Genomic DNA, 12,523 nt, shown 5'->3' with positions numbered 1-12,523 from the left:
TTTATCTATATCAATGCTTAATCGATAATACTATTTTAACGCTTCATCACTGTCACTAGCTCATCATTTATTTCGCGCGACTCTACGTCTTGCCATCCCATTTTTCGATAAAGAGCCTGCATATCAGGAGTGTATAGGTAAAGGCTTTCGTTTGTGAATTGGCGATAGTGCTGATAAAGCACTTCTATAAGCTGGCTGCCTATCTTTTTCCCTCGAGCAGATGGTACCGTTAAGACTTCCCCCAACCACCAAGTCGCTTGTTGAACATCAGGAAGCTCATGGAGAATTGTGCTGGCGGTTGCCAGTAACTGGCCATCATGATTAACAAAGCAAGATAGAATTTGCGGCTTCTCGGCCATGCTTCGTTCGAGTAATCTTTGTTTTATCAGTGCTATGTTGGCCCATGGTGTTAAATCAGCCCACTCTTGGTTCAATGCATAGCCAATTTGTTCGATTAATTGAGTATCCTGCTCAGTCACAATTACAAAATGCATATTTTTTAGCTCTCGCGTAAAAGTAAATCGGGTAGAAGTGTATCTAATTGCGTGAAAATTTGATGATAAATATCTCTAATCACAGCATTTTTATTATCGTTATAGTCTTTGACATAGTTGGCATCGACCAAGGCTGCTAATTTGGCACTGATATATCTTTCCCGATCTCCAGGATGCTCAATTAGCCAATTACGAAACAGTAAATGGCGTAAGTGCTCAGGGCAATCAGGCATAAAAATATGCAGATTTACCTGTGGATTTTGTGATTGTAACATTCGATGCTGGTACCAAGATGGCTCTCTTATTATTAGATTAAATCCAAGTTTCTCGAGTGTTGGCACATAGCTATCTTCATCTACAGGATTTGCCACAATCAGGTCAATATCAATAACGGGCTTAGCCGCTAAGCCAGGAACAGCTGTTGAGCCTACGTGAGCAACTTTCAGCGCTTTTTCCTGTAGGGCTGCACAGATATTTTTTTGTTGCTGTTGATAAAGCACAACCCATTGCGGGTCATAAGGCACAACCTGAATTTGGCTAGGTGCTGGTTTTCCTTTCACCCATGGGTTTTCATTTGGGTCACCCTCACAAAAGTGCATGATTTGCAGTTTATAATCCGCTAAAGAAGAGGGCATAGTTCGCTCCTATTTAATTTATTCGTGGGGATAAATAATAAAGTAATTTTCTATCGCGATCGCGCTTTGTGTGCCTGCCATGTGATTCAATTCTAGCAGGCGAATTTTTTTGAGGCAGCGACACAAAAAATAACACCACACGTCGATGCAATCATAAAGGCATTAACGGTTTCATTAAGCAACCAAGCAGAAAGGAGCAAAGCAATAAATGGTTGTAATAGCTGCAATTGGCCTACACCTGCAATACCGCCTTCAGCGAGCCCTCGATACCAAAAAAAGAACCCGATTAACATACTAAAGAACGATACATACACTAAGCCTAACAATGCTTTTGTTGGTACGTTTGTGAGGTTGTCAGGCCATAAGAACGCGCATAGTACTAACATAATGGGTAATGAAATCACCAAAGCCCAGCAAATAACCTGCCAACTACCTAATTTTTTTGATAAAACAGCACCTTCAGCATAACCAAGTCCACACAGGAGTATCGCGGCTATCATATACAAATCGCCGACAAGCGTACTTTTCCCACCTTGAAACAATGCGAAGCCGATTACAAATAAACTTCCTATTACAGAAAATAACCAAAACAGTTTGCGAGGCCGCTCGCGAGCACGTAAAACAGCAAAAAATGCAGTTGCAAGGGGAAGCAATCCTATGAATACAATGGAATGCGCGGAACTGACATATTGTAAAGCAATAGCAGAAAGGAGTGGAAAACCAATCACTCCGCCGATGGCGACAATGACCAAAGGGATAAAATGTGTTTTATTCGGTATCCTTTGGCGTAGAAAAATAAAAATAATTAGCGAAAGAATACCCGCAATTGCGGCACGAGCAGCGGTTAAAAAATCCGGTGAAAACCCTTCAATGGCAATTTTTGTGGCAGGCAATGAACCGCTAAAGATGACAACACCAATAAGGCCATTGACGTACCCTCGTGTTGTATTGGGCTGTGTTGTAATTATTTGTTCCATGATTTTCCCTAAAGTAGATGAATAAGCGTCTTGAGTAAGGGAAAATTAATGTAGATAATCATGACAATCAAAAAATTGTCATAGGTACAATTTCATGTCACAACCGCGTTACCAAAAGTACGTTGATAAAATTGCTGAAAAAATAATCAGTGGTGAGCTAAAACCTGGTAGCCGCTTAGAGCCACATAGAACCTTTGCTAAGCAAGAGGGGATTTCCTTAGCCACTGCATCTCGGGTTTACCGAGAATTAATTGATAAAGGTTTAGTGAGTGGAGAAACAGGTCGAGGGACGTTTGTTCGGGACATCCAATTATTACCCACATTAAGCATTCAAAATGATGTTGTACCTGAAATGTTAGATTTAAACTTCAGCTATCCTATCGCCAAGGAACAAACAAAATTACTGCGAGAATCATTAAGGGAGTTGGCAGTTGGGGGCGATTTAGAGGGAATTCTTTATTATCAGCAGCATACAGGTAGGCACCATGAGCGGGTAATAGCAGCTAACTATTTAATGCAACAAGGGTTTAGTAATGTATCCCCGGAAACTATCACTTTTGTGAGTGGTGCGCAGCATGGTTTAGCTACGATTGTTTTAGGTATGTTTAGTCCGGGCGATATTGTGGCTGTAGATGCCTTAACCTACCCAGGGTTTAAAGCATTAGCCAAACTGTATCACATTGATCTAGTGGCTATTCCAGCATTAAATGACGGGCCAGATCTAAACGCGTTAGACTTGCTTTGCCAGAATCGAAAAATTCGTGCGTATTATACCATGCCAACCCTGCATAATCCGTTAGGCTGGGTCATGCCATTATCATCGCGAAAAATGCTGGTAACTATAGCCAAAAAACATAATTTTTTATTGATTGAAGATGGTTCGTATGCATTTTTACACCGCCCTGTGGTAACGCCATTAGCCATGATGGCACCAGAAAGAACCTTTTATATTGCGGGGTTTTCTAAAAATGTGGCAACAGGGTTACGTATGGGAATTGTATTAGCACCAGAGCAATACATTCAGAATATAGAAAAAATAATTCGTATTACTACATGGAATACACCTGCTTTAACGACGGCTATTCTTTGTGATTGGCTGGTGAAAGGTGAAGTGGCAAAAATTGAACGTGATAAGCGGCAAGATGCGAAAAATAGACAAAAAATTGTCCAGCAAGTATTTGGTAATTTCCCCTATATTGCGCATCCTAATAGCTATTTTATTTGGGTGCCATTGCCCGAACGCTTACGCTCTGAATCAGTTATTAGTCAGCTCAGCAAACACAACATTGCAGTAAGTAGCGCGGGATCCTATTCCACATCAATAGCCGTTCCCCAAGCAATACGTGTTGCTGTAAGTACAGTGACTTACGACGAACTAGCCGCTGCCTTAGACACGATTAAATCAGTAATACTGTATATGGTAGATTTAGAATAGAGCACAAAAAAATTAATACTTTCTATTATGTTAGCGTTTAATTAAGGTATTCAATTAGCATGAAGAGAGGGCAATTATGTTAAAACATCTCGTCGATATTGCGAAGCAATATGCAAAGCCAGCGACATTTAATGGATACATAGAAAGTGGGCATGTTGCTGCGGCGTTAGAAACTGATGACGGCAAAATTTATAGCGGTGTGAGTATCGATTCCGCATGCTCGCTGGGGTTTTGTGCAGAGCATGCAGCGGTTGCTGACATGCTAAAAGAAGGGCGTTCAGTCATCAAGGCGATTGTCGCTGTTGATGCATCGGGTTGCATTGTACCGCCTTGTGGGCGTTGTCGTGAGCTATTGAGCCAGTTGTCAGATAAAAATAAAAAGACGATAGTCGGTGTCGATGAGAATACCCAAGTGACGCTTGCTGAACTGATGCCATATGATTGGAAAACATCGCGTTGTTAAATACTAAAAAGAGCGACTATTGTATGAGTCATGAGATAAAACACTTTACGGCTACCGCAATGATCCGTAATGAAAAAGGTGAGTTTCTGCTCCATGAACATCCCAAACTGGGTTTCTGGTTACCACCGGGTGGGCATATTGAAGAAAATGAAGAACCCCAAGATGCGTTATACCGTGAAGTACTAGAAGAAACTGGGTTACCTTGCAAAATTCTTAGCTGTGGTTACCCCTTTAAGACCTTAGTTGCCAATTCATCTTATACTCAATCATTACCATTGCCCATGGCTATCCTCAAAGAGTTCATTGCGGATAAGAAAAAAGGTGACCATTGGCATATTGATATGGTGTATTTGTGTGAGTTAACCTCACCAGAACAGCCACCTTTTTCACCATTTAGTTGGGTGCCTTTTCAACAGCTAACTAACTTAAATATTCCGAAAGATGTGATTGAATTGGCACAAATGGCAAATGAATATTATCAGTTGTTTAATGAGGCTTAATTTATATTGAAAAAAAGTAAAGAAATGCCTAGTAAGACTAACAAGGCACCGATGGTTTTATCCATTACGGCTTGATAACTCAGTACCTTATTGCGTATTGAAGGAGAGGCGAAAAATAGCGCGATTAAGCTAAACCAAATTAAGTGCACGAATGAAATAAACACCCCATAGCCAAGGTTGAGCCAAGTCGGATTTCCTGCTTGAATAACTTGGCTATAAACAGAAACAACAAAAAACATGGTTTTGGGGTTTAGGGCATTGGTCAAAAAACCTGTTTTAAATGCACTGAAATTGGATATTAGCTGTGTGGTGGTGCTATTAATAGCTATTTTTGTTTTATTGGTGAATGAGTTAACACCGATATAAACCAAATAAAAAACCCCCATTAACTTAACCGCTAGAAATAATGTACTTGAGCTCATAATAATTAGCGTAATACCAAAAATGGTATAAAACACATGCACTTGGACACCAATGGCAATGCCTAAAGCACATAATAACCCTGTTTTTATGCCATAGGTGTAGCTTTGCCGAGTCACCATTGCAAAGTCAGGTCCTGGGCTAATTACGGCAAGGATTGTAATCGTTGCTACCGCAAGAATTTCATTCATTTAAGTATCCTAAAGAGTTATAAAAACTGACAGTAATGGCTATGGTTATGATTATTCTTAACCATTTAATGTTTTTATTATCAATAGATTGAATAAAGTTAAAAAGCGATTTATTCTGACTTAAATCTGTTACTTTTCGTTACCTATATGAAACTACCACCGTTATCGACTTTACGCTTCTTTGATACCGCGGCTAAAGCTGGCAGCTTTGTTAAAGCCGCACAAGCATTGAGCGTCACGCACAGTGCAATCAGCCGCCAAATTCGCCTATTGGAAGAGCACCTTGGCGTGGAATTGTTTGAACGGCGAAATCGTGCCGTTTTCTTAACACCTGAAGGCCAACTGCTTCTACAGACGACCCGTGGGATGTTTGAGCAGTTAAGTGCAGTGGTTGAGCAGATAAAAACAAACGCCACACCCGATGTGGTGAGCTTGTCTTGTGAGCCAACGATTGCTATGAAGTGGTTAATTCCGCGTTTAACTGACTTTTATCAACGGCACCCCCACATTACGGTTCATCTTATTGCGGCTGGTGGCGCCATCGATTTTGCGAAGACACATGTTGATCTCGCATTAAGGCGTAATGATTTTTCATGGGGCGGGCAAATACATGCCATGAAGGTATGTTCAGAGCAAATGGGGGCAGTATCATTGCGTTCAGGTAGTTCGATGATGCTACCACTATTGGTAAGCGCATCACGGCGTAATGCATGGAAAACATGGCAGCAGAAAAGTGGAGTGGATTTAACAGGCTGCAAATATGTGACTTATGAACACTTCTATTTATGTATTCAAGCGGCATTGGCGGGGCAAGGTACTGCTCTCGCATCATTTCTTATGGTCATTGATGAAATTCAATCTGGGCAGCTTCAGTCCTCGGGTGGCTTTATTCCTGATGGTTCAGCGTATTATTTACTTTCGCCAAAGCCTCTCGAAACGCATCGTGCAGCGGCAATTTTTGCAGATTGGCTGATTGAGCAAATCAATATCAGTATTGATTACATTAATAACAGATAGGGTTTTCATCAAAAATCTAATGATTGTTCATTAATACAGCGAACTTCACTGTAATATAAAGATTTTATGACATAACTTTCCCCGTGCGTGCTATATTTCTCTGCTAGGTATGATGTCTTACGTTGGAGCAGATAATGAGCAAAGTACGGGTAGGTGTAATTTTTGGTGGAAAATCGACAGAGCATGAAGTTTCTCTGCAATCAGCTAAAAATATTATTAATGGCCTCGATAGGCATAAGTTTGATGTATGCCTTTTAGGTATCAATAAAGAAGGTCAATGGCACGAATATAATGAAGCCGATTTTCTGATACATGGGGACGACCCATCCCGCATTGCACTCAATACACCCAAACGTAGTATTGCACTTGTTCCGGGAAGAACCCACGAACAATTTATCTCCCTAGAAGATGCAAAACCATTGCCACAAATTGATGTTATTTTCCCTATTGTTCACGGTAACTTAGGTGAGGATGGCTCATTACAAGGTTTATTGCGCATGGCGAATTTACCGTTTGTAGGGCCGGGAGTATTAGGTTCGTCTGCCTGTATGGATAAAGACGTAACTAAACGATTACTCAGAGATGCAGGCTTAAATATTGCCCCATTTATTACCGTACTCAAAAATCAACGTGAAACAACGGAATATGAAGCAACAGTAGAGAAGTTAGGCTTACCTCTGTTTATTAAACCGGCTAACCAAGGCTCGTCCGTTGGGATCAGTAAAGTGAGTAACGAATCAGAATTTGAAGCTGCATTGGATTTTGCTTTCTTATTCGATACTAAAGTCCTCATTGAAAGTGCAGTAAAAGGGCGTGAGATTGAATGTGCGGTATTGGGTAATGACGAACCGCTTGCCAGCCCTTGTGGTGAAATCGTTTTGCACGATAGCTTTTATGCATATCACACCAAGTATATTGATGAAAATGGTGCTTCTGTCGTGGCACCTGCACAGTTAGACGAAGCGATCAGCGATAAAATTCGTGAAATTGCATTATCTGCATACCGTGCACTAAATTGTAGCGGTATGTCCCGTGTTGATGTCTTTTTAACAGAAAATGATGATGTGGTTATTAATGAAATCAATACATTGCCTGGCTTTACGAACATCAGTATGTATCCAAAATTATGGCAACAAGGCGGTATGACATACCAACAGTTAATCAGCCGCTTAATTGAATTAGGGATTGAAAAATACCAACAAACTGCCATGTTAAAAACAGCATGCGATGAGATTTAGTTTCTAAGTCGTTGTATCTCGGTAGCCTTTATGGCTACTGAGATTAGCTCTCACCACCATAAATAAACCTATCCTTTAGCCGCAATTTGCGCTTCCATCTGTCGTAAAAACAAACGCATTTCCTTTGGTGATGTAAGCCGAACGAATTGAATATGGCGTAAATTAATATTTGTCATATGTTTTAGGTTTCTTTCCTTATTTGGGTAGTAGGTCTTCAGTAACCACAAAATGATCGAATTACGACTGAAAAAGGAATTTTTACAGCTTTCTTTATTACCCGTATTTTCCCATAATTCTTGCCCTGAACGAATGCGAGATATTGTGCGTGAAATGGATTGGTACAGGGTTCGAGGCAATGAGTAATCTACCCAAATAACCATATCGACCTCTTTCCATTTGATGGGTTGTGTTCGCGTATAGTTGCCATCAAGCACCCACCCAGACGCAGCGTCAGTTAATGCGGTGTTGAGTTTTTGGTTAAGCGCATCATCAGTGGAACCTTGCCAATTTGCTAACCAATATAGACTATCCAACTCAATAGCTGGCACGTTTAACAGTAATGCAAGTCGCCGACAGAGGGTGCTTTTGCCACTGCCGCTGGTGCCAATAATATTAATTTTCATATAGTAAGTGTTAGATATATTTGTGATAAATACGCAGAGAAGGTTGACTTAATGGTAGCGATAGTTGCCATCCACAGCGGATGAGTAAGTTATCCGCCACGGCAGTCGCACAGAAAATATGGGGGTATTGCTGTTTATCAATAATCAATTCAAGCTGTTCAAATAAATATTGCCCGAGGCCTTGATTGCGTTTTTCAGGAACGACAAAAGCGGCTCCAACCCATGGAAATACGAAGTTATCTGGTAAAAAGTGCTCACTTTTTAGCGCAATAAAGCCACAGGGTTTATTGTTTTCAAAGGCGACGACCCCCATACCGACCCCTTCACGATGGCGGTATGCAGCGATATCTTGCCAAACATCGCCATTACCTGCACTGCCATAGTGAGAAGGCCACTCCTGTTGGAACCATTGTGCAATTAATGGTTCCAATTCAGGGACATCGTGCAAATAACGCCAGTGACGTAGATTATTTACACCAGACATAATTGATATAGCGGAATAGGGGCTCAAAACCAAATTTTTTGTACAAATCAAACCCAGCTTCAGACGCATCGAGGAAGCAGTGCTCTACGCCTTGTTGGCGGCAAAATGCTAGCGCATAATCAATGAGTTGTGAAGCGTAGCCATTACCTTGGTGGCGAGGTTCAGTACCAATATCATCAAAGCGTGCAAGGGATCCTTCAATCGTAACTGTCATGGAGGTTGCAGGTTCACCATTAACGAGTAACACAAGGTGAAATTGCGGAGCACCTTCTTGCAGTGCATCTTCATGATAGCGCACATATTCCTGAATAACCTGATCATGCTCTTCTGAAAGGTAAAATGCAGAAACCAGTGGCTTTGCCCACAACGACAAATCGTGGTTAGCTAATACAATATCTACTTGGTTATCAGGTAGTTCTACTTCATTTTGCTTCGCTAAGGTTAATGCCATGGCGGTTGTGACACTGTCACGCTTGTACCCTAATGATTCGGCTTCATTAACCACCTGAGGGAGCATTTCTTCAGGGATCACTAAAGTGTGATTCTTCTTCTGTGAAACAAACAGGTTGTGGGCCTGCATAAATGCGTGACTGGTGGAGTCTGGCTGCAAATAGATGAAGTTAAACGCGGGTGAGTTAAGTGGCGTTAAATAACAAATTGTGTGTTGTGCAATCTGGATACTATGTTCGCAAATAGATGTCCAAAACGTTTTTTCAATCGATTGATAATGTCTTAAATAGTACAACGGAATATTCATTTGTCAGTTACCTGATGCAAAACGAGTTAATCGATATGGGCCAAGTGCAGCTTGTTCTATTCCATGCAAAATTTCATCTTGAGCCAATTGGCATATCAACGGTGCTAGCGTAATCGCAGCGTGCATACTGATAATATATAAACCTTCGAAATCAGCAACTTTTCCGACAATTGGCATCTCATCTTTAGGCATAGGTCTCATTCCGATGAAAGCTTTTTCAAGATTTAACGCACCACTACCTATAAATGAATTTTTGATAACTGTCAGGGCGTTTTGTGCGATACAGTCTGCACTGTGTTCCGGCTTATCACTAATGTAATCTTCAGCACACAGTATTTTACTTGCAGAAACAGGACGTAGCTCCATTTCTGGAGTTGATATGATCCGCTGTACCGGTTGTTCTGTGCCTGGCGAATTGATGTGCACAATAATGGATGGTGAAGCGCTAACGGGAAGTTCGACACCCACTGAACCGATAAGTGCGGTGGTATCAACACCCGCGGTTATCACCGTTTGATCGGCTAAAAATGTGCTGTGATGGGTAATGACACCAAGAATGCGGTGACCTTCTTGAACAAGAGAGAGCACCTCGTGCTCGGGTAAATAGGTAACGCCTTGCTCAATAGCCAGTTTCAGCAGCGTTTGCGTGCCATAAACAGGATTTATACTCCCTTCGTCAGGGCAAAAAGCAGCAAGGGCTGGGAGTGTACGCAAATTCGGCTCCATTTCCTGTAATGCATCTTTATCTAACGCCTTGACATTAAAATTACTTTTCTGATGGTCATCAATAAATGATGCTGTCGCTGCTTCGCTATCTTGCCAACTAATTGCACCAGACCATTGAATATTTAGCTGTCCCTGAGTGTGCTCGTCAAGCGAACGCCATTCGGCGAGTGCTTGCTTACGAAGCTGGCTATAGGCATCAGGGCGGCCATAAGATACGTTTAGCCAAGCAAACGCGTGTTGGGTAACACCTTGGCCTGCATGGTTTTTGTCTAATAAAATAATGCGTTGATTTGTCCGCTTGGATAAATACCACGCTAGGGTGGTGCCAACAAAGCCTGCGCCCACGATAATAATTGTGTTTTTAGTTGTCGAATCCATGGGTTACCTGTGTCAGAGTATCAATTACCATGGCTATCTTAATGTGTTATGACATTTATATACACCAGCATTATTAATTAGAGCATTATTATTCCTATAACGAATAGATAAAATCACGAATTTAGGGGGAAAAATGAAGTATATTTTTGAACAAGTGAATGTTTTTTCAGCAACAAAATTGGATGGTAATCCACTGGCAGTTGTCGTTGGCGCAGATAACCTGACAGATGCACAAATGAATAAATTCGCAAAATGGACGAATTTAAGCGAAACCGTTTTTCTATTGCAGCCCACAACGCCAGAGGCAGACTACCGTGTGAGAATTTTTACGGTAGAAGGCGAGTTACCTTTTGCTGGACACCCAACATTGGGAAGCTGCTTTGTGTGGCAACAAACTTACGGCCAGCAGCAGAAAACATCGATAGTTCAAGAATGCAAAGCAGGGTTAATTGCGATTAAAAAGGTAAATGACCGATTGGCATTTAAGGCACCACCTCTTATTCGTAGTGGCGAAATTGAGCAAAGTGATAAAATAAAGGTATTTAAAGGGTTGGGGATCACCGAGGATGATGTTGTTGACAGTAATTGGGTCGCTAATGGCCCTGATTGGATGGGGATCCAGCTTAAATCGGTCGATAAATTATTGAGTATTAAACCCGATTATTTTCAGCTGAAGGGTTATGATATTGGCCTGTGTGCAATCTACCCCGATGGTAAAGATAAGCAGCTTGAGGTAAGGGTGTTTTGTGGTACAAGTGCAGTGGAAGACCCCGTTACAGGGAGCTTTAACGCAGGTGCGGCACAGTGGTTGATCCCACAAGGAAAATTGCCCAAGCAATACATTGTTGGCCAAGGGCAGTGTGTGTATGGCGAAGGGCGAGTGTATGTGAGTGCGGATGATGAGGGCATTTGGATTGCGGGAGATGTGATCAACTGCATTAGTGGGACTATCGAACTCTAGTTATTCGATAATCATAAGGTTGCTAATAAAATGCAACCTTATGATGTTGATTAAATTAAACGCGAATAAAACGGGTAACGAATGCAATAAACACTAATAATACAGAAATCATTAAAAGTGCAGTCGCTAACGTTAATTGGAAAGCCACAAAGCCAATGACCGCAGGTCCCGCTAAGATCCCTAAGTAACCCAATGTTGAAATTGCAGGCACAGCCAAGGCTTCTGGCATTGTGTTTTGCTTACCAACCGCAGAAAACATCACTGGAACGATATTCGATGAACCCGCACCCACTAACGCGAAACCAACAATGGCAAGGGTTAGGTAAGGAGAGAGAACTGCGATTACAAAACCAAGGCAAGCCAGTAACGCCCCTAAAAAGACCACGCGAGCGGAGCCTACTCGCATCACAATTTTATCGCCTAATAATCGGCCAATAGTCATCGTTGTCGCAAAAGCCGCAAAGCCAAGACCACCCAGAGTTTCTTTGAGACCGTGGTGCTCGATTAAGAATACAGCCCCCCAATCCAGCACGGCACCTTCTGCTAGGAACACCGCAAAACAGACAATACCAATCACCAAAACAATCCCTTTGGGAATGGCAATAAGTGGGCCTGTTGGGGCGTTTGCATAAGTAATTAAGCCGTTATAGCAGATAGCTAATAAAACTAACGCAATCACTGAAACAAAGATAGAGGCTAAAGTGGCTGATACTCCTAACAGCAGAACTAAGCTCATGGTGCCAGCACCGGCAATTCCCCCCACACTGTAGAACCCATGAAAGCCTGACATAATGGGCTTGTCCGAGGATTTTTCTACAATCACGGCTTGTACATTCATTGCACAGTCAGTCAGGCCAATAAAAATACCGAACAACAATAAGCCTGCCACCAAAAAACTGATGCTAGAAAGTGACGATAAAACAGGAAAAAGTAAACAAAAACCAATGGTTGCAATAACCATCAAGCGGCGACAACCATACTTGGCGGCTAATGCACCTGTTACTGGCATGGCAACAAGCGCACCACCACCAAAGCAAAGTAGTAACATACCAAGAGTTGCATCATTCGCCCCAGTATTGACTTTGACATAGGGAACGATGGCAGCCCAAGCAGCGGTAACAAAACCGGCAATAAAAAAGATAATGCGCGTGGAAACTTGCTCCCTTTTTGCAGGCGCTAAGTGAACATTCGCATTGAGTTGTTGAGTAGATTGCATTTTTTATA

At 41.8% G+C, this 12,523-nt stretch carries 15 protein-coding genes; 6 read left to right on the top strand and 9 right to left on the bottom strand.

The genetic code is table 11. The annotated features are described in order from the left end of the window. Nucleotides 1-35: 35 nt before the first annotated feature. From ABWP91_RS01765 to ABWP91_RS01755, 3 genes are all read right to left on the bottom strand, one after another. Complete coding sequence (locus ABWP91_RS01765) at nucleotides 36-494, bottom strand: GNAT family N-acetyltransferase (protein ID WP_353241740.1); 459 nt, start codon at nucleotides 492-494, stop codon at nucleotides 36-38. A gap of 5 nt (nucleotides 495-499) precedes the next feature. Further along, entirely contained in the window at nucleotides 500-1,129 is a 630-nt protein-coding gene (locus ABWP91_RS01760; protein ID WP_353241739.1) for a GrpB family protein, read from the bottom strand. Nucleotides 1,130-1,221: 92 nt separating this feature from the next. Beyond that, nucleotides 1,222-2,106, bottom strand: coding sequence for a DMT family transporter (locus ABWP91_RS01755; protein ID WP_353241738.1), 885 nt, complete (start codon nucleotides 2,104-2,106; stop codon nucleotides 1,222-1,224). Nucleotides 2,107-2,200: 94 nt separating this feature from the next. Between ABWP91_RS01755 and ABWP91_RS01750 the strand changes: the two genes are divergently transcribed. The 3 genes from ABWP91_RS01750 (at nucleotide 2,201) to ABWP91_RS01740 (ending at nucleotide 4,504) form a co-directional block, all read left to right on the top strand. After that, nucleotides 2,201-3,541, top strand: a complete 1,341-nt coding sequence (locus tag ABWP91_RS01750) for an aminotransferase-like domain-containing protein (RefSeq protein WP_353241737.1) — start codon at nucleotides 2,201-2,203, stop codon at nucleotides 3,539-3,541. Between the two features lie 76 nt (nucleotides 3,542-3,617). Next, nucleotides 3,618-4,004: a cytidine deaminase family protein gene (locus ABWP91_RS01745; RefSeq protein ID WP_353241736.1), complete on the top strand. Its 387-nt coding sequence runs from the start codon at nucleotides 3,618-3,620 to the stop codon at nucleotides 4,002-4,004. A gap of 23 nt (nucleotides 4,005-4,027) precedes the next feature. Further along, on the top strand, nucleotides 4,028-4,504 hold the full coding sequence (locus tag ABWP91_RS01740; RefSeq protein ID WP_353241735.1) for an NUDIX hydrolase: 477 nt from the start codon (nucleotides 4,028-4,030) through the stop codon (nucleotides 4,502-4,504). On the opposite strand, the gene ABWP91_RS01735 is transcribed toward ABWP91_RS01740, so the two are convergent. After that, nucleotides 4,501-5,115, bottom strand: a complete 615-nt coding sequence (locus tag ABWP91_RS01735; RefSeq protein ID WP_353241734.1) for a LysE family translocator — start codon at nucleotides 5,113-5,115, stop codon at nucleotides 4,501-4,503. The two genes, ABWP91_RS01740 and ABWP91_RS01735, sit on opposite strands and share 4 nt — an antisense overlap. A 147-nt stretch (nucleotides 5,116-5,262) precedes the next feature. Here ABWP91_RS01735 and ABWP91_RS01730 point away from each other — a divergent pair, with 147 nt between their 5' ends. Together ABWP91_RS01730 and ddlA are read left to right on the top strand one after the other, a co-directional pair. After that, on the top strand, nucleotides 5,263-6,132 hold the full coding sequence (locus ABWP91_RS01730) for a LysR family transcriptional regulator (protein ID WP_353241733.1): 870 nt from the start codon (nucleotides 5,263-5,265) through the stop codon (nucleotides 6,130-6,132). Between the two features lie 134 nt (nucleotides 6,133-6,266). After that, nucleotides 6,267-7,370: a D-alanine--D-alanine ligase gene (gene ddlA, locus ABWP91_RS01725; RefSeq protein ID WP_353241732.1), complete on the top strand. Its 1,104-nt coding sequence runs from the start codon at nucleotides 6,267-6,269 to the stop codon at nucleotides 7,368-7,370. A 68-nt stretch (nucleotides 7,371-7,438) separates the two neighbouring features. On the opposite strand, the gene ABWP91_RS01720 is transcribed toward ddlA, so the two are convergent. The 4 genes from ABWP91_RS01720 to ABWP91_RS01705 are packed head-to-tail and all read right to left on the bottom strand — an operon-like array spanning nucleotide 7,439 to nucleotide 10,338. Further along, nucleotides 7,439-7,993, bottom strand: coding sequence for a P-loop NTPase family protein (locus tag ABWP91_RS01720; protein WP_353241731.1), 555 nt, complete (start codon nucleotides 7,991-7,993; stop codon nucleotides 7,439-7,441). A gap of 10 nt (nucleotides 7,994-8,003) precedes the next feature. Continuing rightward, nucleotides 8,004-8,477, bottom strand: a complete 474-nt coding sequence (locus tag ABWP91_RS01715) for a GNAT family N-acetyltransferase (protein WP_353241730.1) — start codon at nucleotides 8,475-8,477, stop codon at nucleotides 8,004-8,006. Next, the gene (locus ABWP91_RS01710; RefSeq protein WP_353241729.1) at nucleotides 8,461-9,234 is read right to left on the bottom strand and encodes a GNAT family N-acetyltransferase; all 774 of its coding nucleotides are present in this window, start codon (nucleotides 9,232-9,234) and stop codon (nucleotides 8,461-8,463) included. Before ABWP91_RS01710 ends, ABWP91_RS01715 begins: the two co-directional genes overlap by 17 nt. A gap of 3 nt (nucleotides 9,235-9,237) precedes the next feature. After that, nucleotides 9,238-10,338, bottom strand: a complete 1,101-nt coding sequence (locus tag ABWP91_RS01705; protein ID WP_353241728.1) for an NAD(P)/FAD-dependent oxidoreductase — start codon at nucleotides 10,336-10,338, stop codon at nucleotides 9,238-9,240. 133 nt (nucleotides 10,339-10,471) lie between these two features. Between ABWP91_RS01705 and ABWP91_RS01700 the strand changes: the two genes are divergently transcribed. Further along, complete coding sequence (locus ABWP91_RS01700; RefSeq protein ID WP_353241727.1) at nucleotides 10,472-11,299, top strand: PhzF family phenazine biosynthesis protein; 828 nt, start codon at nucleotides 10,472-10,474, stop codon at nucleotides 11,297-11,299. 55 nt (nucleotides 11,300-11,354) lie between these two features. Here ABWP91_RS01700 and ABWP91_RS01695 read toward each other — a convergent pair whose 3' ends face one another. After that, nucleotides 11,355-12,515, bottom strand: coding sequence for an MFS transporter (locus ABWP91_RS01695; RefSeq protein WP_353241726.1), 1,161 nt, complete (start codon nucleotides 12,513-12,515; stop codon nucleotides 11,355-11,357). Between the last annotated feature and the right edge of the window lie 8 nt (nucleotides 12,516-12,523).

This window comes from Providencia sp. (genome assembly GCF_040396775.1).
In the GTDB taxonomy this organism is placed as follows: domain Bacteria; phylum Pseudomonadota; class Gammaproteobacteria; order Enterobacterales; family Enterobacteriaceae; genus Providencia.
This window is presented reverse-complemented; position numbering and strand designations above follow the sequence as displayed.